Here is a 21,230-nt window from a genome sequence, read left to right as displayed (position 1 = left end):
ATGAGCGACGCCCTGGACACGAGCCCTACTTTTCTTGAGCAGTTGATTGCCGCAGGCCACCTGATTCCCATGGGTGTGGACGGCCTGTATGGCAAGAGCGGGGTGTTCGAGGACATCCTCGACAAGCTGGACCGCCTGATCACCCGCTATGGCGCCGATCAGAAGGCTGAGGTGATGCGCTTTCCGCCTGCCATCTCGCAGCAGACCTTTGAAGAGAGCGAATACCTCAAGACCTTTCCACACTTCGCGGGCACGGTGCATTGCTTTTGCGGCGATGAGAGCGAGCACCGCCGCATCCTTGAATGCGTGGCTGAAGGCAAGGACTGGACCGAAGGCCAGAAGGCCTCTGGCGTGGTGCTGACGCCGGCTGCCTGCTACCCTTCCTACCCGGTGGTAGCACGCCGGGGGCCGGTTGGCCCCGATGGCGTGACCCTGGATCTGTTGTCGTACTGCTTCCGGCACGAGCCCTCGCTGGAGCCCACACGGCTGCAGCTGTTTCGCATGCGCGAGTACGTGCGCGTTGGCACGCCCGACCAGGTGCTGGCCTTCCGCGCCCACTGGCTGGAGGCGGGTGAAAAGCTCATGCGCTCCTTGGCCCTGCCCTTGACCATCGATGTGGCCAACGATCCCTTCTTTGGTCGTGCCGGCCGTGTGCTGGCCGCCAGCCAGCGGCAGCAGAAACTCAAATTTGAATTGCTGGTGCCCGTCAACAGCGAAGAGAACCCGACCGCCTGCCTGAGCTTCAATTACCACATGGACCATTTCGGTCTGATCTGGAAGTTGCGTACCCCGGGCGACGAGGTCGCCCACACGGCCTGCGTCGGCTTCGGCATGGAGCGCATCACCCTGGCCCTGTTCCGCCACCATGGCTTTGACCCCAAGGCCTGGCCGGCTGATGTGCAGGCGGCGCTGGGAGGGTTCTGATGCTGGGCGAGGCTCTTGCGCTGCCGGCCTACAGCCCGCACGCGGTGCACGCTGCCGAGCGCCACTGGCCGCAGTCCAACTGCAGCCTGGACCTTTGGATCACCTACCTCAACCACCTCGGCTTGGCCCCTGAGGCCCTGATGGGGGCATTGGTCCAGCTGGACTACGAGGGTGACCAGTTCACCTTCTGCAAGTTCGAGCCTGCCGACCTTGCCAGCATGCACGGCCTGGTGCTGCGCGAGTTGGCGATGTTCGATCGTCTGCAGGACCATGTGGCGGCCCAGGTCGCACGCGGGCATCTGGTGCTGGTGGAGCTGGACGGCTTTCACATGCCCGACACCCGCAGCACCTCCTACCAGCGGGAGCACAGCAAGACCACCATCGGCATCGAATTCATCGACCCCGACAAGCAACTGCTCGGCTACTTCCACAACGCAGGCCGCTATGTGCTGCAGGGTGACGATTACCGCGCCCTGTTTGCCATCGACTCGGTGGACCGACAGGCCACCGGCGCCTTGCTGCCCTACACCGAAGTGTTGCAGCGCAAGCGCTCGCCCTTGCAAGGTGAGGCCCTGCGAACTGCCGCCCGGGTTGCCTTGCAACAGCACCTGCTGTTGGCGCCGGCGGTCAATCCGTTTCTTGCCTATCAGCAGCAGTACGAGGCCGATCTGGCCCGGGTGATCGAGCGCGGCAACGAGTATTTCCACCTCTATGCCTTCAACCACTTCCGCCAATTCGGTGCCGTGTTCGGCCTGCTGGATCACTATTTGCGCTGGCTTGGGGATGGGGCACTGCTGCCGCTGGCAGCGCACTGCGATCACATCGCGGCCCAGGCCAAGCTGATGCAGTTTCGCGTCGTGCGCGCCGTGGCGCGGCGCAAGCCCGATGATTCGGGCCGCATCCTGAGCGATGTCGCCGAGCGATGGGACGCCGTCATCGGCGGCCTGCGTCAGCATCTGGGCTGAGATTTCATGGTGGGTCCCTCCTGGCAACTGCTGGAAACCCCTGGCGGTCAGTTCGATCACCCCGATCGGCTGCCCCAGGCCGATGGCGCCTGGTTGACTGCACCTGTGCCCGGCACGGCCTGCGAGGCGCTCTCGCAAGCGGGGCGCCTCGATCTGCTGGCGCCGCGCTCGCTGATGGAGCAGGACGTCTGGTACCGATCTGGCTGGAACCTGCCCGCTGCAGCCACGCTGCACTTCGAAGGTCTGGCCGGGGTGGTCGATGTCTGGCTGGATGGGCGGTTGTTGTGCACGCACCGTCAGATGTACCTGCCCCTGAGTGTGGCCTTGCCGGCAGGACGCTCCACCCTCGTTCTGTGTTTCAAGGCCTTGGCACGGGGTACCCTCAAGCGTCAGGGCCGGGCCCGTTGGCGCCCCCGCATGATCCAACCGCCCAGCCTGCGCGACATGCGCCAGACCGTGCTGGGGCACATGCTGGGCTGGTGCCCGGAGTGGACGCCCATCGGCCCCTTTGGCGAGATCCGCCTGACCTCGCCTTCGGATGGCGCGCCAGTGAAGATCCACTCCCTGCGCGCGGATTGGACCGGGCAGGGCGCACGGCTGCAACTGGGTCTGCAGGGGGCGCAGTTGCCCCAGGGCGCCCAGCTCCGGTGTGCCGACACCTGTCTGCCCCTGCAGCAGCGTGATGACGGGCTTTGGTGGGCAGAAGGGGGGGTACCTCAGGCCCAGGCCTGGGCGCCGCACACCCATGGTCGGCCAGTGCTGCACGAAGTGTGGCTGGATACTGGCGCACAGCAGACCCTGCTGGCCAGGGTCGGTTTTCGAAGCATCGAACTGGATCGACAACAAGGGGCGTTTCGCCTGCGGGTCAATGGCCTGCCGGTGTTTTGCCGTGGCGTGTGCTGGACGCCCCCTGATCTGCTGCGCCTGCGCAGCCGGCCTGAGGTGTACCGTGCGCTGGCGCGTGAGCTGGTCAACGCGGGCATGAACATGGTGCGCGTGAGCGGCACCATGCTGTACGAGGAGGCCGCTTTCTTTGCCGCGTGCGATGAGGCCGGTCTGCTGGTCTGGCACGATTTCATGCTGGCCAATTTCGACTACCCCGCGCGGGACGCCGGCTTTCTGGCCGAGCTGGACGCCGAGGCGCGGCATTTTCTGGACCGCACCTTGTGCCACCCCTGTGTGGCCGTGCTGTGCGGCGGCAGCGAGGTGCGCCAGCAGGCTGAGATGCTGGGCGTCGATTGGCCGGAAGACGATCCGATTTTTCAGGGGCTGCTGGCCAAGGCCTGTGTCGAGGCCCGGCCCGATGTGCCTTATGTGCCCAACACGCCCTGGGGTGGGCAGCCCAGCTTCTCGACCGATCAGGGGGTGTGCCATTACTACGGCGTGGGGGCCTACCAGCGCGGGCTGGACGATGCCCGCCGCGCGCGGGTGCGCTTCGCCAGCGAGTGCATGGCTCTGGCCCATGTGCCGGCTGAGGCCGATCTGGCCCCGGCACTGGCCCAGCAACCCATGGGCCTGCTCTGGAAGCAGGGCACCCCACGTGACGCTGCCGCCTCGTGGGATTTCGACGATGTGCGCGAGCACTACCTGCAACTGCTGTATGGGGTGGACCCGGGCCGCCTGCGGCGCGAAGACCCGGCTCGCTACCTGGATCTGGGGCGGGCAGTCTCCTGCGATCTGGCCGAGCACTTGTATTCGGAGTGGCGCCGCCCGGATTCCGGCTGCGCCGGGGCGCTGGTCTGGCAATTGCGGGACCTGCGTGAGGGTGCCGGGTGGGGGCTGCTGGATCATCAGGCCCGCGCCAAGCCCGTGTGGCACGCATTGACGCGGGTGTTGCAACCCGTGCAGGTCCTGATCACCGACGAAGGCCTGAACGGCCTGGCGCTGCATGTGATCAATGAGCGACCGCAGGCGCTGAAGGCGGTGCTCAGCCTGCAGGTGTTTCGGGATGGGCAGCGCGTGGTGATTGACGGCCAGCAGACACTGGAGCTGCCTGCCCATGGGGCGGCCACGCTGAGCAGCACGGCTCTGCTCGGGCGATTCTTCGACATCAGCTATGCCTACCGTTTTGGGCCACCGGCCCATGATGTCAGTGTGGCCGTGCTGCGCGATGCACTCTCAGGCCAGGTGCTGGGCTGGGCCTGCCACCTGCCGCAGCGGGCGCTGCCTGCTGCCGATCTGGGCTTCAGCACCCGCCTCGAGTGGCGCGATGGCGGCTGGCAGTTGGGCGTCACGGCGCAGCGCTTTGCTCACTACGTCCATTTTGTCAGTCACAGCCATCAGCCCTCGGACGATTGGTTCCATCTGCCGCCGGGCATCGAAAAGTGGCTGAGCCTGCGTCCGCGTGAAGCCTCCACGGTGGAGCCCGCGCTGGCCGGGGGTACCCTGGCCGCGCTCAATGGCCTGACGGCGCCCTGGGTGCGCCTGGCCCCGCCTACGCCTTGAGCACCCTGTTCATCACGTCGTCATGAAATCTGTCGTCTTCTCCGGCTGCCGGGCTCAGTTGCATGCGCCTGCCGATGGGCTGTTCCGCCACCTCGTGGTTCTGTGCAATGCCTTTGGTGGTGAGGGTCTGTACGCCTACCGCGCATTGGGGGCCCTGGCCGAGGACATGGCCGCGGCCGGCATGGCGGCCTTGCACCTGGACTACCCAGGCCTGGGCGACAGCGTCGACCTGACCGCTTCCGTGGATGCCACCGAGGCTTGGTTGGCCGGCGTGCGCGCGGCACTGGCCTGGGCGCGTGGCCATTTTCCGGGGGTGGCGCTGAGCCTGTGTGGTCACCGTCTGGGCGCCTTGCTGGCGGCCGAGGTGGCCAGCACCGAGCCCGATGTGCGGGCCCTGCTGCTGCTGTCGCCTCCGCCATCGGGCCGGCATCTGGTGCGCGAACTCCAGTTGACCGCCCAGGCGGCGGCCCAGGGGGATGGCTTCTACCTCTATGGCTGGTGGCTTTCGAATGCCACTCTGGCGGGGCTGCAGTCGCTTGACCTGAACTGCCTGGCCCGACGCCCGGCGCTGGCCGTGCAGATGTTGAGCGAGGCGGGTGTCCGCGGCTTGGCCAAGCTGGGGCCCGTGCACGCCCAGGCGGGTGGCACCGAATTCAGCGTGCACGAGATGCCCGATCTGGCGGGCTTGCGGGCCGAACCCCATCTGGTCGAGGCGGCCGAGGCCAGCTTTGCGCAGGGTGTCCAGTGGCTGGCGCAGCAGGGTGCGCCAGGCGCTGGCCTGGGTTCCTTGCATGAGCCAGCCTTGCCTTTGGCAACGGAGCTCAACCTGCCCCAGGGGCTGGAATCCGGGCACCGCTTCGGTCCGGGCGAGGCCTATTTCGGCATTCTTTGCCGCCCCCACGGGCCCCATCCAGAGGGGCCATGTGTGCTGATTCTGAACACTGGTGGCAATCCGCGCTCCGGACACCACCGCCTCAGTGTGGCCCTGGCTCGGTCGCTGGCAGCGGCCGGCGTGGCCTCTTTGCGCATGGATGCCAGCGGCATCGGCGACACCTTGCCCGTGGTGCGAGGGCGCAGCCTGGCGCTCTACAGCCAGGCCTCGCTGGAGGATGTCGGCCATGCGCTGAGCTGGCTGGAGGGGCAGGGTTGGACTCGCCCCATCGTCTTCGGCATTTGTTCGGGGGGCTACCTGGGCCTGCATGCCGCTGTCCATGAAACCCGCATGGGGGGGCTGGTGATGGTGAATCCGCAGAGTTTTCTCTGGGATGGCCCCGCCTTTGGCAGCGAGATGCAGGAGGAGGGCGCGCCTGCCAAGGTCGAGATCCAGCGACTGGGCCACTACTGGAGAGTGCTGTTCTCGGCCCATTTCTGGCGCCGCTTGTGGCGCGCCGAGGTGGCCGTGACCGGGGTGCTCCGCCAGGTCGGCAAGGCTGTGTGGTTTCGTTGTGCCGCGGCCTTGCAGGCGCGGTTGCCGGCTGGCTGGGCACTGGCGCCGAGGGCCGCCAAGGTGCAGGCCTTGTTTGCCGCGCTGGCCAAGCAGCGCCTGCCCCTGTTTCTGGTCTACGCCGACACCGATCCCGGGCTGAACGAATTGCAGGCCTGTTTTGGCCCCGGTGGGCGGCGTCTGCTGCGCAATCCGGCCGCCCGTGTGCATCTGGTGCCGGGGGCCGATCACACCTTCACGGCGGCCGCGGACTCCGAGAACCTGATCCAAATCGTCAGGCAATTCGTGGCGTCGCGGGGCGCCTGAAATACTTTCTGCGCCGAATTCGTAACATTCGGCAAGCATTGGTCTTGGTGCGAACAGGCCCGTTGAAGGCTTTCGAAGGCAAGTGCGGGACATCTTGCGCCAACGGCCTGCAACCGCCGTCAGTGCTCGCGGGTGGCTGCTCGGGCGGTCCCGGGGTGTCACTTTGAAAGCAATGCTGCGGTCATCGGTTTAGGGGGCTGACTCCTTGCTGCGGGGCCATTCGGTGGCACAATCGCGTCCGCAAAAGGCCCTTCCCCAGCCACTGTCGCATCCGCCAATCGGTTCAGCCGTGTCGCGGAAGGTTTATCAACCAGCTAATGCTTCCCTGAGGGGAGCGGAGGTCCGCGGAATATGAGCGATTCTTCGTCCGTCTATCAAGCCTACCAAGGCAACACCTATCTCTTCGGGGGCAACGCGCCCTATGTCGAAGAGATGTACGAAAACTACCTGGCCAACCCCGGCAGCGTGCCTGACACCTGGCGCGACTACTTCGACGCCCTGCAGCACGTGCCCGCCGTCGACGGCAGCAACGCCCGTGACGTGCCCCACCTGCCTGTCATCAACGCCTTCGCCGAGCGCGCCAAGTCGGGCCAGACCAAAGTGGTCGTGGCCAGTGCCGACGCCGAAATGGGCCGCAAGCGCACCGCCGTCCAACAGCTGATCGCCGCTTACCGCAACGTCGGCGCCCGCTGGGCCGATCTGGATCCGCTCAAGCGCACCGAGCGTGCTCCCATCCCCCAACTCGAACTCTCCTACTACGGCTTCACCGATGCCGATCAGGAGACGGTGTTCAACATCAGCAACACCTTCTTCGGCAAGGACACCATGTCCCTGCGCGAACTGCACAACGCCCTGCGTGAAACCTACTGCGGCACCATCGGCGCCGAGTACATGCACACCACCGACCAGGACCAGAAGGCCTGGTGGCAGAAGAAGCTGGAAAGCATCCGCAGCAAGCCGAATTTCGGCGGCGACAAGAAAAAGCACATCCTCGACCGCCTGACCGCAGCCGAAGGCCTGGAGCGCTACCTGCACACCAAGTACGTGGGCCAGAAGCGCTTCTCGCTCGAAGGCGGTGAAAGCTTCATCGCCGCCATGGACGAACTGATCCAGTCGGCCGGCGCCAAGGGCGTGCAGGAAATCGTCATCGGCATGGCCCACCGCGGTCGTCTGAACGTGCTGGTCAACACCCTGGGCAAGATGCCCAAGGACCTGTTTGCCGAATTCGACCACACCGCACCGGAAGACCTGCCGGCCGGTGACGTCAAGTACCACCAGGGCTTCAGCTCGGACGTGACCACCCCTGGCGGCCCGGTCCACCTGTCGCTGGCGTTCAACCCCTCCCACCTGGAAATCGTCAACCCGGTGGTCGAAGGTTCGGTGCGTGCCCGCATGGACCGCCGGAACGACCCACATGGCAACCAGGTGCTGCCGGTGCTGGTGCACGGCGACGCCGCTTTCGGTGGTCAAGGTGTCAACCAGGAAACCCTGGCCCTGGCCCAGACCCGTGGCTACACCACGGGCGGCACGGTGCACATCATCATCAACAACCAGATCGGCTTCACCACCAGCGATCCGCGCGACATGCGTTCCAGCGCCTATTGCACCGACATCGTCAAGATGGTCGAGGCCCCGGTGCTGCACGTGAACGGTGACGATCCGGAAGCCGTGGTGCTGTGCATGCAGCTCGCCCTCGAGTTCCGCATGACCTTTCGCCAGGACGTGGTGGTCGACATCACCTGCTTCCGCAAGCTGGGCCACAACGAGCAGGACACCCCCAGCCTGACCCAGCCTCTCATGTACAAGAAGATTGCGGCCCACCCCGGCACCCGCAAGCTCTATGCAGACAAGCTGGCCACCCAGGGCCTGGGCGCGACCCTGGGCGACGACATGGTCAAGGAATACCGTGCCGCCATGGATGCCGGCCGCCACACCGTCGACCCGGTGCTGACCAACTTCAAGAGCAAGTTTGCCGTCGACTGGAGCCCCTACCTGGGCAAGAAGTGGACCGACTCGGGTGACACCGCCATCCCGGCTGCCGAATGGCACCGTCTGGCCACCAAGATCACCACCATCCCGGCCAGCATCACACCGCACCAACTGGTGAAGAAGGTGTATGACGACCGCGCAGCCATGGGCCGTGGTGACATCCCGGTGGACTGGGGCATGGGCGAGCACATGGCTTTCGCTTCGCTGGTGGCCAGCGGCTACCCGGTGCGTCTGTCGGGCGAAGACTGCGGTCGCGGTACCTTCACCCACCGCCACGCCGTGATTCACGACCAAAGCCGTGAAAAGTGGGACACCGGCACCTACGTGCCGCTGCAGAACGTGGCCGAGAACCAGGCCCCGTTCGTGGTGATCGACTCGATCCTGTCCGAAGAAGCGGTGCTGGGCTTTGAATACGGCTACGCCTCGAACGACCCCAACACCCTGGTGATCTGGGAAGCCCAGTTCGGCGACTTCGCCAACGGCGCCCAGGTGGTGATCGACCAGTTCATCGCCTCCGGCGAAGTGAAGTGGGGCCGCGTCAACGGCATCACCCTGATGCTGCCGCACGGCTACGAAGGCCAGGGCCCTGAGCACAGCTCGGCCCGCCTGGAGCGCTTCATGCAGTTGTCGGCCGACACCAACATGCAAGTGGTGCAACCGACCACCGCCAGCCAGATCTTCCACCTGCTGCGTCGTCAGATGGTGCGCAACCTGCGCAAGCCGCTGGTGATCATGACGCCCAAGTCGCTGCTGCGTAACAAGGACGCCACCTCGCCGCTGATCGAGTTCACCAAGGGCAGCTTCCAGACCGTCATCGGCGAGCACAAGGAAGACGTGCTCAAGAAGGCCGACAAGGTCAAGCGCGTCATCGCCTGCTCGGGCAAGGTCTACTACGACCTGGCCAAGAAGCGCGAAGAGAAGGGCGCCGACGATGTGGCCATCATCCGCGTCGAACAGCTCTACCCCTTCCCGCACAAGGTGTTCGCGGCCGAACTGAAGAAGTTCCCCAACGCCACCGACATCGTGTGGTGCCAGGACGAGCCGCAAAACCAGGGCGCCTGGTTCTTTGTGCAGCACTACATCCACGAGAACATGCTCGACGGTCAGAAGCTGGGTTACTCCGGTCGTGCGGCTTCGGCCTCGCCGGCTGTGGGCTACTCCCACCTGCACCAGGAACAGCAGAAGGCCCTCGTGGATGGCGCCTTCAGCAAGCTCAAGGGTTTCGTGCTGACCAAGTAAATGCAAGAAGGGGGCTGCAAAAGCCCCCGTCGAACCAGAACAAGATACCGAAAGAATTGATATGGCAATCGTAGAAGTCAAAGTCCCCCAGCTGTCTGAATCCGTGGCCGAAGCCACCATGCTGACGTGGAGGAAGAAGGCCGGCGAAGCCGTGGCCGTGGACGAAATCCTGATCGAAATCGAAACCGACAAGGTGGTGCTCGAAGTGCCGGCACCGGCTGGCGGCGTGCTGGCTGAAATCGTGCAAGGCGATGGCGCCACCGTGGTGGCCGATCAATTGATCGCCCGCATCGACACCGAAGGCAAGGCAGGCGCCGCCGCTCCGGCCGCTGCCGCTGCACCGGCTGCGGCCCCCGCCGCCGCTGCAGCCCCCGCTGCCGCCGCTGCCTCGACCTCCAAGGCCGATGTGGCCATGCCCGCTGCCGCCAAGCTGCTGGCCGACAACGGTCTGGCCGTGGGTGCCGTGACCGGTACGGGCAAGGACGGCCGCGTCACCAAGGGTGATGTGCTGGGTGCTGTGGCCGCCGGCGTCAAGCCCGCTGCTGCTCCGTCCGTCATCCCGACCGGTGCGCCCACCAAGTCGCTGCCGCAAGTGGCTGCCCCTGCCGCCCCGAGCCTGGGCGATCGCCCTGAGCAGCGCGTGCCCATGAGCCGCCTGCGTGCCCGCGTGGCCGAACGTCTGCTGCAATCGCAGTCGACCAATGCCATCCTGACCACCTTCAACGAAGTCAACATGGCCCCGGTCATGGAGATGCGCAAGAAGTTCCAGGATGCCTTCACCAAGGAACACGGCGTGAAGATCGGCTTCATGAGCTTCTTCGTCAAGGCGGCCGTGCATGCCCTGAAGAAGTTCCCGGTGCTGAACGCTTCGGTCGATGGCAACGACATCGTCTACCACGGCTACTTCGACATCGGCATCGCCGTGGGCTCGCCCCGCGGCCTGGTGGTGCCGATCCTGCGCAACGCCGACCAGATGAGCTTTGCCGACATCGAAAAGAAGATCGCTGAATTCGGCCAGAAGGCCAAGGACGGCAAGCTGGGCATCGAAGAGATGACCGGTGGCACCTTCTCGATCTCCAACGGTGGCACCTTCGGCTCCATGCTGTCGACCCCCATCATCAACCCGCCGCAGTCGGCCATCCTGGGCGTGCACGCCACCAAGGACCGTGCCGTGGTCGAGAATGGTCAGGTCGTGGTCCGTCCGATCAACTACCTGGCCATGTCCTATGACCACCGCATCATCGACGGCCGCGAAGCCGTGCTGGGCTTGGTGGCCATGAAGGAAGCGCTGGAAGATCCGTCGCGCCTGCTGTTCGACATCTGAGCCAACAACACCCTCCTCACCAGCGCGTCCCATGAAACTGGCCTGCCGAGCATCGTCTGATGGCCGCGGAGCAGGCCAGGCCAGAGATGCCGTGGAGCGGGCTTTGCCCGGCCACCGGCATCGTCCCCTTGGGGGGATGGCGCCGCAGGCGACTCAGGGGGGAGGATTCCAACCCACCGGGTGCAAAGCGGACACAGCGCGCACCCTGGTGGGTTTTGTTCCAACTGATTCAAGAGATTTCACATGAGCAAACAATTTGATGTCGTCGTTATCGGCGGCGGCCCCGGCGGCTACATCGCCGCCATCCGTGCAGCCCAACTGGGTTTCCAAGTGGCCTGTATCGACGAATGGAAGAACGACAAGGGCGGCCCGGCGCCTGGCGGTACCTGCACCAACGTCGGCTGCATCCCCTCCAAGGCCCTGCTGCAATCGTCCGAGCATTTCGACCACGCCACGCACCACTTCGCCGACCACGGCATCTCGGTGTCGGACGTCAAGATGGACGTGGCCAAGATGATTGCCCGCAAGGACACCGTCGTGAAGCAGAACAACGACGGCATCCTGTACCTGTTCAAGAAGAACAAGGTCAGCTTCTTCCACGGCCGTGGTTCGTTTGTGAAGGCGGCTGAAGGCGGCTACGAGATCAAGGTGGCTGGCGCCGCCGAAGAGTCCATCACCGGCAAGCACATCATCATCGCCACCGGCTCGAACGCCCGTGCGCTGCCCGGCACGCCCTTTGACGAAGTCAACGTGCTGTCCAACGACGGCGCACTGCGTCTGGGCGCCGTGCCCAAGAAGCTGGGCCTGATCGGCTCGGGCGTGATCGGTCTCGAAATGGGTTCCGTGTGGCGCCGCCTGGGTGCTGAAGTCACCATCCTCGAAGGCCTGCCGACCTTCCTGGGCGCCGTGGACGAGCAGATCGCCAAGGAAGCCAAGAAGGCCTTCGACAAGCAAGGCCTGAAGATCGAACTGGGCGTCAAGGTCGGTGAGATCAAGAACGGCAAGAAGGGCGTGAGCGTCGCCTACACCAACGCCAAGGGCGAGGCCGTGGACCTGGAAGTGGACAAGCTGATCATCTCGATCGGCCGCGTGCCCAACACCATCGGCCTGAACACCGAAGCCGTCGGCCTGCAACTCGACGAGCGCGGCGCCATCGTGGTGAACGACGACTGCCAGACCAACCTGCCCAATGTGTGGGCGGTGGGTGACGTGGTGCGTGGCCCCATGCTGGCCCACAAGGCCGAGGAAGAAGGCGTTGCCGTGGCCGAGCGCATTGCCGGCCAGCATGGTCACGTGAACTTCGGCACCATCCCCTGGGTGATCTACACCAGCCCCGAAATCGCCTGGGTGGGCCAGACCGAGCAGCAGCTCAAGGCCAGCGGCCGCGCCTACAAGGCCGGTACCTTCCCCTTCCTGGCCAACGGTCGTGCACGGGCTCTGGGCGACACCACCGGCATGGTGAAGTTCCTGGCAGATGCCACCACCGATGAGATCCTCGGCGTTCACATCGTGGGCCCGATGGCCAGCGAACTGATCTCCGAAGCCGTCGTGGCCATGGAGTTCAAGGCCAGCGCCGAAGACATCGCCCGCATCTGCCATGCACACCCCTCGCTGTCCGAAGCCACCAAGGAAGCTGCCTTGGCCGTGGACAAGCGCACGCTGAACTTCTGATCAGCCACGCATGTCGGGATCGAATGCCGTTCGCTTGGCCTATGAGGCTGAGATCAAGGCGCGGGGGTTCAGCAGTGACCCCGCGCAGCTTCGCGCTGTCGAGGCCTTGCAGCGCTGTGCCAATGACTGGGCAGCCTACAAGGAAAAGCGCTCCAACTCGTTCAAGAAGCTGATCAATCGGCCTGAGATCCCGCGTGGCGTGTACATGTACGGCGGGGTGGGGCGGGGCAAGAGCTTTCTGATGGATTGCTTCTTCAACGCCGTGCCCATCCGCCGCAAGGTTCGGCTGCACTTCCACGAGTTCATGCGCGAGGTGCACCGCGAGATGACGGCGCTGCAAGGCACCGTCAACCCGCTGGATGTGCTGGGCGCCAAGATTGCCAAGCGCTACAAGCTCATCTGTTTCGATGAGTTCCATGTGGCCGACATCACCGATGCGATGATTCTTCACCGCTTGCTGGTGTCCCTTTTCGACAACGGGGTGGGCTTTGTCACCACCTCCAATTTCAAGCCGGACGATCTGTACCCCGATGGCTTGCACCGTGACCGTATCCTGCCGGCCATTGCCTTGCTCAACGAGCGCATGGACGTGCTGAACGTCGACAACGGCACCGATTACCGCCGGCGCACGCTCGAGCAGGTGCGGGCCTACATCACCCCTCTGGGGGCCGAGGCCGATGCCGAGATGCGCGACAACTTCGCCCGACTGGCCGAGACCAAGGACGAAGACCCGGTGATGCGCATCGAGCAGCGCGAGATCCATGCCCTGCGCAAGGCCGGCGGCGTGGTCTGGTTCGACTTCAAAACCCTGTGTGGTGGCCCGCGCTCCCAGAATGACTACCTGGAGATCGCCACCCAGTTCCACACCGTGCTGCTCAGCGGCGTGCCGCACATGCCGGTCAGCCGGGCCTCCGAGGCGCGGCGTTTCACCTGGCTGGTCGACGTGCTGTACGACCGTCGGGTGAAGCTGATCCTGTCGGCGGCCGTGCCGCCCGAGGAGCTCTACACCGAGGGCCCGATGGCGCATGAGTTCCCGCGCACCGTCTCGCGTCTCAACGAGATGCAGTCGGCCGAGTTCCTGGCGCTGGAACGCCGCCTGGTCGACACGAGCCTCACATGACGCCTGCATCGCCCCTGAAGTGGCCGCTTCTGTCGCTCATGCTCTGTCTGGCGGGCCCCGTGCCGGCCGCAGAGTCGCTCTCGGGCGAGCCTGCGCCGTCACAGGCAAGCCCTTCTTTCACCGAGGTGGAGCGAGCACGCATCGAGCGAGAGCGTTCCGCCGAGATGCTGCGCCAGCAGCAGGTGGAAAGTGCCTGCTACCAGCGTTTCGCGGTCAACGACTGCCTGCTGGAGGCCCGGGTCAAGCACCGCGAGGTGATGGCTGATCTCAAGCGCCAGGAGATCACCCTCAATGACCGGGAGCGCCGCCTGCGCTCCAGCGAGCAGTTGCGCCGCATCGAAGACAAGGTGTCTTCGCCTGAGCGCGACATCGACTTGATGAATCGCCAGCAGCAAGGCGTTCAGAAGAGCACCGATGCCGCCAACGCAGCGGCACAAAAGGCCGCCAATGCGGCCAATCAGGTGCGCGAACGGGCAGAGCGCCAGGCCGAGCAGCAGCGCAAGCAGCAGCAGGCCACCGAGAAAGCCGCGGAGCGCGCCAGCAAGGCCGCGCAAGCCCCTCAGGAGGCCCGCCGGTTTCAGGACAAGCAGCAAGATGCCGCCAGCCACCGTCAGCAAGTGGAGCGCGATGCCAAGAACAGCCCCGGCCCGCGTGGCAAACCTCTGCCCGTGCCCGCTGAGGCGGGTGGCGTGCCCGCCGTGCGTCCCTGAGGTCTGCTGCGGAGCAGGCCTGGATCAGGCCTTGCTGACTTCAGCGCCGGATGGCGCTGGGTGTGCCGACCAGGGGCTCGATGCGCACCACCACCAGTGACAGGTTGTCGCCGCCGCCACGTGCGCGGCTGCGCGCCTTGTCGATCAGGAACTCGGTGGCCTCGCGCGGCGAAAGGCCGGCCAGCACAGAGCCCAGCTCGGCGTTCGTGAAGTAATGCCACACCCCGTCGCTGCAGGCCATCAGCGAGTCGCCGGGCTTGACCTGGTCGATCACGTGGTAGGCCATCGGTGGGTCCGATTCGGTGCCCAGGCAGCCCAGCAGAATATTGGACTGCGGGTGGTGGCTGGCCTCTTCCTCGGTCAGCTCGCCGCGATCGACCAGGGCTTGCACATAGGAGTGGTCCATGGTGCGCTTGATGAGACGGTCGCCATGGAAGTGGTAGATGCGCGAGTCGCCTGCATGGATCCAATGGCACTCGCCGTTGGGCAGGATCAGGAATGCGGCCACCGTGCTGTGGGGTTCCTGCTCGGCCGAGATGGCGGTGAGCTTGATCACCAGATGGGCTTCCTTGAGCAACTGCTGCAGCAACTCGTGGGGCGAATCGTTCTCTGGCGCGAAACGCTCAAACAACTGGCGCGCGCTGAGCATCACCTGGTCCGAGGCCTTGCGTCCGCCGCTGCGACCCCCCATGCCATCGGCCACCACGGCCAGCACGCAGCCGTTGACACGGGCATGGCTCAGCAAGGCCACCTGGTCTTGCTGGTACTCGCGATCTCCCTTGTGAATGCCCGTGGAAGCGGTAAGTCGGTAACCTTGAGACATGATAGGGACTTCAACCTGCAGGAGTTTCGCGCAAAGTGGTCACCTATTATCGTGTGAAGAAATGACAAGCGAATCGCAGCCGGAGCTGTCTTTTTCAATAGGGCCCGGCTCAGGGGCGCCGCCTTGGGCGGCGCAGGTGGCCGATTGGCTGGGCCCAGGGGGGCTTCTGCAGCGCGCTGAGCCGGGTTTCAGGCCCCGTGCGGGGCAGATGCGTCTGGCCCAGGCGGTCGCGCAATGCGTGGCTGAAGGTGGCGTGCTGGTGGCCGAGGCCGGCACCGGTGTCGGCAAGACCTATGGCTATCTGCTGCCCGCTTTGCTCAGTGGTCGTCGCACCCTGGTCGCCACCGCCACACGCAATCTGCAGGATCAGCTCGCCACGCGTGATCTGCCCAGGCTGCTGGCCTTTCTGGGGGTGAACCGGCGTGTGGCCCCCTTGAAGGGGCGGGCCAGCTACCTGTGTACGCAGCGCCTGGCTTCGGCGCGTCGCGATGGGCACTACCTGGGCGATGCCGAGCTGAGACACCTGGCCCAGGTGGAGCGCTGGGCCCATTCGACGCGCTCCGGTGATCTGGCCGAGCTGCCTGAGCTGGATGAGACCTCGCCCCTGCTGCCCTTGATCACCTCGACCCGCGACAACTGCCTGGGCACCCGCTGCGCGGCCTGGCAGGGCTGTCATGTCAACGAGGCCCGCCGGCGCGCCATGCTGGCCGACGTGGTGGTGATCAACCACCACCTGTTCTTCGCCGATCTGCAATTGCGTGAGTCGGGGGTGGCCGAACTGCTGCCTTCGGTGCAGACCGTGGTTTTCGATGAGGCGCATCGCCTCAACGACATCGGGGTGCAGTTCATGGGGCGCCAGTTCAGCACCCGCCAGTTGCGCGGCCTGGCCACCGAGCTGGTCAACGAAGGCATGCGTTGGGCCCGCGGCTTTCAGCCCTGGCCGGAGTTGGCTTCGCTGCTGGAGCAGCAGGCGCGGGCCTTGGATCAATGCCTGGGGCGGGACACGCCCCGTGCAGGGGTGCGCCTGCGCTGGCTGGGGGCCAGTCCTGAGGGGGTGGCGGCGGGGCTCTGGCAGCAAACCGAGCTTCAGTTGGCCGCCGTCCTGGCGCGGGTGCTCGAGGCACTCCAGGTGGTGGCGGAGACTGCGCCTGAGCTGCGTCGCCTGGCTGAGCGCGTGGATGTGTTGCAGCAGAGCTGGGCTGGCTTCATGCGTCCCCCATCCGGTCGGGTGGTGCGCTGGCTGGAGCTGGGGCGGCAGGCGCGCTGCATGGAGGCGCCGCTGAACATTGCCGAGGCCCTTGTGCCCCTGATCACGGCGGATGCGCAGGCAGGTGTCCGGTCCTGGGTGTTCACCTCGGCCACCCTGGGGCTGGACGAGTCCCTCAGCTGGTTCACCGGGCCCGCGGGCTTGCAGGGGCGCGCGACCGTGCTGCGGGTGGCCAGCCCCTTTGATTACCGCCAACAGACCTGCCTGCACGTGCCCGAGGGCCTGCCCGATGCGCAGGACCCGGACCACGCCTCAGCACTGGCGCACTGGCTGGTCGAGCCCTTGCGTTGTCTGGGGGGGCGCACCCTGGTGCTGGCCACCTCCTTGCGTGCGCTGGGTGAGCTGGCCCAGCAGTTGCAGCATTTGATGGCGGGTTCGGGCATCGATGTGCTGGTGCAGGGGCAGGGCTCACGCAGGCGCCTGCTGGAGCGCTTTCGCCAGGGCGGCGGGGCAGGGCGCCCCTGCGTGCTGCTGGCCTCGGGGGCCTTCTGGGAAGGGGTGGATGTGCCGGGCGACGCCTTGCAGATGCTGGTCATCGACAAGTTGCCGTTTCCGGTGCCCGATGATCCGTTGGTGCAGGCGCGCAGCCAGGCCCTGCGCCAGCAGGGCCTGTCACCGTTCGAGGCCTATGTGCTGCCCGAGACCGCCATGGCCCTGAAGCAGGGTGCTGGCCGGCTGATCCGCTCAGAGACCGATCGGGGTGTGCTGGTGATCGCGGATGAACGCTTGCTGCAGCGCAGCTATGGGCCACAACTGCTGGCGGCCCTGCCGGACATGCCCGTCTTGCATGGGCAGCTGGCTTTGATGCAGGCGCTTGACGCCTTGCGTCAATAGCTAGATGCCTTGCGTCAACAGGGCCGCAAACGGTGGGCGGCCCGAGGGACTGTTACCAGATCTTCCACCAGGGGCCGGTGGATTTCTTGAGCCCGCTGGACTGGCCGCCCAGGTAGGCGTTCTGTGGGTAGTTCTGCGCCAGCACGCGACGGGAGTCGTCACGCAACTGGGTCATGCCCAGGGCGTCGTACGATTTGGCCAGGATGACCAGCGCTTCTTCGGTGGCAGGCACATCGCGGTATTCGGTCACGGCCACCTGGGCGCGGTTGATCGCTGCCACATAGGCGCCGCGTGAGTAGTAATAGCGGGCCACGTGCACCTCGTACTGGGCCAGCGAGTTCACGATGTACACCATGCGCTGACGTGCGTCGGGGGTGTAGCGCGAGTCGGGGAAGCGGGTGCTCAGTTCCTTGAAGGACTCGAAGGAATCCTTGGCCGCCTTCTGGTCGCGCTCGGACAGATCCTGATGGGTGAACGAGGCGAACAGACCCAGGTTGTCATTGAAGTTCACGATGCCCTTCATGTAGAGGGCGTAGTCCATGCCGGGGCTGGCCGGGTGCAGGCGGATGAAACGGTCCAAGGTGGCCAGGGCCTGGGCTTGTTCATTCGCCCGGTACTGGGCATAGGCCTTTTCCAATTCGGCCTGCTGGGCCAGCGGGGTGCCGGCGGCGCGGCCTTCGAGCTTCTCGAACAGGGGCACGGCCTTGTCGTAGGCGCCCGAGCTCAGCTCATCCTTGGCTTCGCTGTAGAGGCGGTCGGGTGTCCAGTTGGCGGTCTTGTCGACATTGGTCGACGAGCACCCACCCAACAGTGCAGACAGACAGGCAACCAGCGCGAACGCGGGGACCACGGATAATTTGGCACGTAGCATCACTGGAAACCTCTTGAAGCAAAGCAAATTGATTATATCGGCGGCCCCCGAGGCTTCCTCTCTCGATGACATCGGCCAGAGCGGTGGCGCCGAGTTGCTGGAAGAAGACGGGCTGGAGCGGGCGGACGGGACTGAAGAGCCCGCCGAGGAACTGCGCCAGGGCGAAGTTCCGCTGGCCAGCCACGGCATGCGCCTGGACAAGGCCTTGACCGAGTTCGTCAGCGAGTTCTCGCGCAGCTACCTGCAGCAGCTCATTGACGAGGGGGCCGTGCGCCTCAACGGGCAGCCTGTGAGCAAGGCCTCGCTCAAAGTCAAGGTCGGCGATCGCCTGGAGGTCTGTCTGCGGCCCACGCCGCAAAGCCAGGCCTTCAAGCCCGAGGCCATGGCGCTCGACATCGTGTTCGAGGACCAGGACCTCATTGTCTTGAACAAGCCGCCAGGACTGGTCGTGCACCCGGCGCCAGGCCATTGGAGCGGCACCTTGCTCAACGGCCTGCTGGCCCACCATGCCGGGGCGGTGTTGCTGCCGCGCGCAGGCATTGTGCACCGCCTGGATCGTGACACCAGTGGCCTGATGGTGGTGGCCAAGACGCGCCAGACCATGGACCGGCTGGTGCAACTGATTGCGGCACGCGAGGTCAGTCGGCAGTACATGGCCTTGGCCCACAAGCCTTGGCAGGGACCCGCTCAGGTCACGGTCGAGGCCGCCATCGGCAGGGACCCGCGCAACCGCCTGCGCATGGCGGTGGTGGACCTGACCCACCAGTCGGGCAAGACGGCGCGCACCGACATCGAACTGATGGGCAATGCCACGCAGGGATGCTGGGTGCGTTGCAAGCTGCACACGGGTCGCACCCATCAGATCCGAGTGCACATGGCGCATCTGGGGCATCCTCTGTTGGCCGACGGCCTGTATGGTGGCGCGCCTGCTGCGGGCATGCAGCGCCAGGCCCTGCATGCCTGGCGGCTGGCCTTCGATCACCCGGTGAGTGGCGAACATCTGGCCTTCGAGACCGCGCTTCCAGCGGATCTGCAGGCGGCCTTGGCCGATTGGGGCCTGCGTTACAATCCGCCCATCGCACCCCTCTAGCCCTCGGCTCAGCGTCGGTGCCCGGACATCGGTCAGGGGCTCGCAGCCCTCCCCACTGCCCCTCCGAGACAGCCTTGTTGCCCCCGCCCCCGTGACGGCCTTCGCCCTCCCGGGCGCCTACCCCGGAATTTTTGAACATGAACACGACGGATGCCCGGCGTATCCTCGAAACAGCGTTGATCTGTTCGCATCAGCCTTTGTCGCTGCGCGACCTGCGCGCGCTGTTCGACGATGAGCTGGGCTCGGACACCCTCAAGGCCTTGCTGATCGATCTGCAGGCCGAGTGGACCCAGAAGGGCGTCGAGCTGGTGTGTGTGGCCTCGGGCTGGCGCTTTCAGAGCCGCCCTGAGATGCGGTACTACCTGGATCGCCTGCACCCCGAAAAGCCGCCGCGCTACACCCGCGCCGCGCTCGAGACCCTGGCCATCATCGCGTACCGCCAGCCCGTCACACGGGGTGACATCGAAGACATCCGCGGCGTCACGGTCAACTCGCTGGTCATCAAGCAATTGGAGGACCGGGGTTGGGTGGAGGTCATCGGTCACCGTGAGACCGTCGGCCGTCCGGCCCTGTTTGCCACCACACGCCAGTTTCTCGATGACCTGGGCCTGGCCTCGCTGGATCAACTGCCCTCGCTGGACGACCCGGAGCGGCAGGAGCGCCTGCTGCAGGAGTTGCAAGCCGCGCCAGGGCTGGATGAGCCCGAACTCGCCATCGCCGAGCCCGAACTGCCGTTTGAACTGAACCCTTTGACCGCCGAATCGGTGGTCCCCTTTTCCCTCACCTCCGAGCCCCCGGGACTCGCAGGCGACTCTCTTACCGTCCCCGGGACAGGCCAAGCCCATGAATGATCAAGTGAATTCCCCGTCAGACCCGTCGGAGCCCCCTCAGACCGATGTCGCGCAGCCGGCTGCTGAGGCCCAGCCCAAGCCCGATCGCAGTCGACGTGGCCCGACGGGTGCCCGGCCCGCCACGGCCTCGCAGGCGCCGGCCATCCGCTTCGAAGATGTGGTCTCCGGACAGTTCGATGCCGACGAAGAAGCCCCCGACCTGGCGCCCCTGAAGCGGGTTCTGGCCCCGCAGGTGGAAACCCCCAAGCTGCACAAGGTGCTGGCACAGGCCGGGCTGGGTTCGCGGCTCGAGATGGAGCAACTGATCCTGGAAGGGCGCATTTCCGTCAACAACGAGCCGGCCCACATCGGCCAGCGGGTGCAGTACGGCGATCAGGTGAAGGTCAATGGCAAGCCCATCCGCTACCGCATCGACCCGCCGCCAGCCCGCGTCATTGCCTACCACAAGCCCGTGGGCGAGGTGGTGACCCATGACGACCCGCAGAACCGGCCCACGGTGTTCCGCCGTCTGCCGCGCCTGCAACAGGGCAAGTGGCAGTCCGTCGGCCGGCTGGACCTGAACACCGAAGGCCTGCTGTTGTTCACCAGCTCGGGTGAATTGGCCAACCAGCTCATGCACCCGCGTTTCGGTCTGGAGCGCGAATACGCCGTTCGCGTGCTCGGTGCCCTGAGCAAGGAAGAGAAAGAGCGCCTGATCGCAGGCGTGAACCTTGACGACGGGCCGGCCCAGTTCGGCTCGATCGAGGACGGTGGCGGCGAAGGCTCCAACTGCTGGTACCGGGTCACCATCTCCGAAGGCCGCAACCGCGAGGTGCGCCGCCTGTTCGAGGCCGTGGGCCATGCCGTGAGCCGCCTGATCCGCATCCGCTATGGCGCCATGGTGCTGCCGCGCGGTCTCAAGCGCGGGGCCTGGGTCGAGCTCGACGAGCGCGACATCCGCTCGCTCATGCAGGCCGCTGGCGCGCGGGGCGAAGAGGGCGGGGCGCGCCGTGCCGAAGCCCCCGCACCCCGTGGTCAGCGCGCTGGCAATGGCCCGCAGCGTCGTGCCGCCGGCCCCGGCCCGCGTGGCAACACCGATTTCAAGCGCGGTGGCGGCCCCCGCCAGCCCGATCCCTTGACCACCGGCGTGACGGCCGGACGGCCACGGCCTGAGCGCGGCGACCGTGCCGCCCCGGGCGCACAACCCGATCCCATGAAGACCTCGGTAGGCTACATCGGTGCCGACAGCTTTTCGCGTGCCCGCCAGAACCGGCAGAGCAAGGGTGGGCCTCGCCGTGGCGGGCCTTCGGGTGGCACAGCTGGCGGTCCGGGCACGGCCGGCCGTGGCGGTCCGCGTGGTGGCCGCGGTCGTTGACCC

15 protein-coding genes are annotated in these 21,230 nt (G+C 65.9%); 13 read left to right on the top strand and 2 right to left on the bottom strand.

Features of this window, described 5'->3' with window-relative positions:
* The 9 genes from L880_RS0109590 (at nucleotide 1) to L880_RS0109550 (ending at nucleotide 14,137) form a co-directional block, all read left to right on the top strand.
* Nucleotides 1-924, top strand: coding sequence for an amino acid--[acyl-carrier-protein] ligase (locus tag L880_RS0109590; RefSeq protein WP_051107422.1), 924 nt, complete (start codon nucleotides 1-3; stop codon nucleotides 922-924).
* Nucleotides 924-1,889 (top strand): DUF1839 family protein, encoded by a 966-nt coding sequence (locus L880_RS0109585; protein ID WP_043329033.1) that lies wholly within the window; start codon nucleotides 924-926, stop codon nucleotides 1,887-1,889. The genes L880_RS0109590 and L880_RS0109585 overlap by 1 nt, the downstream gene beginning before the upstream one ends.
* A 6-nt stretch (nucleotides 1,890-1,895) precedes the next feature.
* Nucleotides 1,896-4,334 (top strand): glycoside hydrolase family 2 protein, encoded by a 2,439-nt coding sequence (locus L880_RS32115; protein WP_051443201.1) that lies wholly within the window; start codon nucleotides 1,896-1,898, stop codon nucleotides 4,332-4,334.
* 22 nt (nucleotides 4,335-4,356) lie between these two features.
* The gene (locus tag L880_RS0109575; protein ID WP_084461185.1) at nucleotides 4,357-6,084 is read left to right on the top strand and encodes a serine aminopeptidase domain-containing protein; all 1,728 of its coding nucleotides are present in this window, start codon (nucleotides 4,357-4,359) and stop codon (nucleotides 6,082-6,084) included.
* A 351-nt stretch (nucleotides 6,085-6,435) separates the two neighbouring features.
* Nucleotides 6,436-9,312, top strand: coding sequence for a 2-oxoglutarate dehydrogenase E1 component (locus tag L880_RS0109570; protein ID WP_027475492.1), 2,877 nt, complete (start codon nucleotides 6,436-6,438; stop codon nucleotides 9,310-9,312).
* A 61-nt stretch (nucleotides 9,313-9,373) separates the two neighbouring features.
* On the top strand, nucleotides 9,374-10,636 hold the full coding sequence (odhB, locus tag L880_RS0109565) for a 2-oxoglutarate dehydrogenase complex dihydrolipoyllysine-residue succinyltransferase (RefSeq protein ID WP_027475491.1): 1,263 nt from the start codon (nucleotides 9,374-9,376) through the stop codon (nucleotides 10,634-10,636).
* Nucleotides 10,637-10,879: 243 nt separating this feature from the next.
* The gene (gene lpdA / locus L880_RS0109560) at nucleotides 10,880-12,307 is read left to right on the top strand and encodes a dihydrolipoyl dehydrogenase (protein WP_019575393.1); all 1,428 of its coding nucleotides are present in this window, start codon (nucleotides 10,880-10,882) and stop codon (nucleotides 12,305-12,307) included.
* A gap of 10 nt (nucleotides 12,308-12,317) precedes the next feature.
* Complete coding sequence (gene zapE, locus L880_RS0109555; protein WP_027475490.1) at nucleotides 12,318-13,427, top strand: cell division protein ZapE; 1,110 nt, start codon at nucleotides 12,318-12,320, stop codon at nucleotides 13,425-13,427.
* On the top strand, nucleotides 13,424-14,137 hold the full coding sequence (locus L880_RS0109550; protein ID WP_027475489.1) for a hypothetical protein: 714 nt from the start codon (nucleotides 13,424-13,426) through the stop codon (nucleotides 14,135-14,137). The genes zapE and L880_RS0109550 overlap by 4 nt, the downstream gene beginning before the upstream one ends.
* A 40-nt stretch (nucleotides 14,138-14,177) precedes the next feature.
* On the opposite strand, the gene L880_RS0109545 is transcribed toward L880_RS0109550, so the two are convergent.
* Nucleotides 14,178-14,960 (bottom strand): PP2C family protein-serine/threonine phosphatase, encoded by a 783-nt coding sequence (locus L880_RS0109545; protein ID WP_027475488.1) that lies wholly within the window; start codon nucleotides 14,958-14,960, stop codon nucleotides 14,178-14,180.
* Nucleotides 14,961-15,021: 61 nt separating this feature from the next.
* On the opposite strand from L880_RS0109545, the gene yoaA reads away from it, so the two are divergent.
* Nucleotides 15,022-17,061 carry a DNA repair helicase YoaA gene (gene yoaA, locus L880_RS0109540; protein WP_483772904.1) on the top strand — a complete coding sequence of 680 codons (2,040 nt, stop codon included), beginning with the start codon at nucleotides 15,022-15,024 and terminating at the stop codon, nucleotides 17,059-17,061.
* Between the two features lie 52 nt (nucleotides 17,062-17,113).
* On the opposite strand, the gene L880_RS0109535 is transcribed toward yoaA, so the two are convergent.
* Nucleotides 17,114-17,932, bottom strand: coding sequence for an outer membrane protein assembly factor BamD (locus L880_RS0109535; protein WP_027475486.1), 819 nt, complete (start codon nucleotides 17,930-17,932; stop codon nucleotides 17,114-17,116).
* Nucleotides 17,933-17,945: 13 nt separating this feature from the next.
* On the opposite strand from L880_RS0109535, the gene L880_RS0109530 reads away from it, so the two are divergent.
* The 3 genes from L880_RS0109530 to L880_RS0109520 all read left to right on the top strand — a co-directional run bounded on the left by L880_RS0109530 (nucleotide 17,946) and on the right by L880_RS0109520 (nucleotide 21,227).
* Nucleotides 17,946-19,022, top strand: a complete 1,077-nt coding sequence (locus tag L880_RS0109530; RefSeq protein WP_027475485.1) for an RluA family pseudouridine synthase — start codon at nucleotides 17,946-17,948, stop codon at nucleotides 19,020-19,022.
* A 137-nt stretch (nucleotides 19,023-19,159) separates the two neighbouring features.
* Nucleotides 19,160-19,873 (top strand): SMC-Scp complex subunit ScpB, encoded by a 714-nt coding sequence (gene scpB / locus L880_RS32110; protein WP_027475484.1) that lies wholly within the window; start codon nucleotides 19,160-19,162, stop codon nucleotides 19,871-19,873.
* Nucleotides 19,866-21,227, top strand: coding sequence for a pseudouridine synthase (locus L880_RS0109520; RefSeq protein WP_027475483.1), 1,362 nt, complete (start codon nucleotides 19,866-19,868; stop codon nucleotides 21,225-21,227). The genes scpB and L880_RS0109520 overlap by 8 nt, the downstream gene beginning before the upstream one ends.
* Nucleotides 21,228-21,230: the final 3 nt, after the last annotated feature.

The organism is Curvibacter gracilis ATCC BAA-807 (assembly GCF_000518645.1).
Classification (GTDB): Bacteria; Pseudomonadota; Gammaproteobacteria; order Burkholderiales; family Burkholderiaceae_C; genus Curvibacter; species Curvibacter gracilis.
Note: the sequence above shows the minus strand (reverse complement) of the source record. Positions and strands in the feature narration are given on the sequence as shown.

Excerpts from the sequence above, each read along its gene's own strand:
- zapE (WP_027475490.1), top strand. The coding sequence starts at position 12,318 with ATGTCGGGATCGAATGCCGTTCGCTTGGCCTATGAGGCTGAGATCAAG.
- L880_RS0109570 (WP_027475492.1), top strand. The coding sequence starts at position 6,436 with ATGAGCGATTCTTCGTCCGTCTATCAAGCCTACCAAGGCAACACCTAT.
- yoaA (WP_483772904.1), top strand. The coding sequence starts at position 15,022 with ATGACAAGCGAATCGCAGCCGGAGCTGTCTTTTTCAATAGGGCCCGGC.
- L880_RS0109545 (WP_027475488.1), bottom strand. The coding sequence starts at position 14,960 with ATGTCTCAAGGTTACCGACTTACCGCTTCCACGGGCATTCACAAGGGA.
- L880_RS32115 (WP_051443201.1), top strand. The coding sequence starts at position 1,896 with ATGGTGGGTCCCTCCTGGCAACTGCTGGAAACCCCTGGCGGTCAGTTC.
- L880_RS0109590 (WP_051107422.1), top strand. The coding sequence starts at position 1 with ATGAGCGACGCCCTGGACACGAGCCCTACTTTTCTTGAGCAGTTGATT.
- lpdA (WP_019575393.1), top strand. The coding sequence starts at position 10,880 with ATGAGCAAACAATTTGATGTCGTCGTTATCGGCGGCGGCCCCGGCGGC.
- scpB (WP_027475484.1), top strand. The coding sequence starts at position 19,160 with ATGAACACGACGGATGCCCGGCGTATCCTCGAAACAGCGTTGATCTGT.
- L880_RS0109535 (WP_027475486.1), bottom strand. The coding sequence starts at position 17,932 with ATGCTACGTGCCAAATTATCCGTGGTCCCCGCGTTCGCGCTGGTTGCC.
- L880_RS0109550 (WP_027475489.1), top strand. The coding sequence starts at position 13,424 with ATGACGCCTGCATCGCCCCTGAAGTGGCCGCTTCTGTCGCTCATGCTC.
- L880_RS0109520 (WP_027475483.1), top strand. The coding sequence starts at position 19,866 with ATGAATGATCAAGTGAATTCCCCGTCAGACCCGTCGGAGCCCCCTCAG.
- odhB (WP_027475491.1), top strand. The coding sequence starts at position 9,374 with ATGGCAATCGTAGAAGTCAAAGTCCCCCAGCTGTCTGAATCCGTGGCC.
- L880_RS0109585 (WP_043329033.1), top strand. The coding sequence starts at position 924 with ATGCTGGGCGAGGCTCTTGCGCTGCCGGCCTACAGCCCGCACGCGGTG.
- L880_RS0109575 (WP_084461185.1), top strand. The coding sequence starts at position 4,357 with ATGAAATCTGTCGTCTTCTCCGGCTGCCGGGCTCAGTTGCATGCGCCT.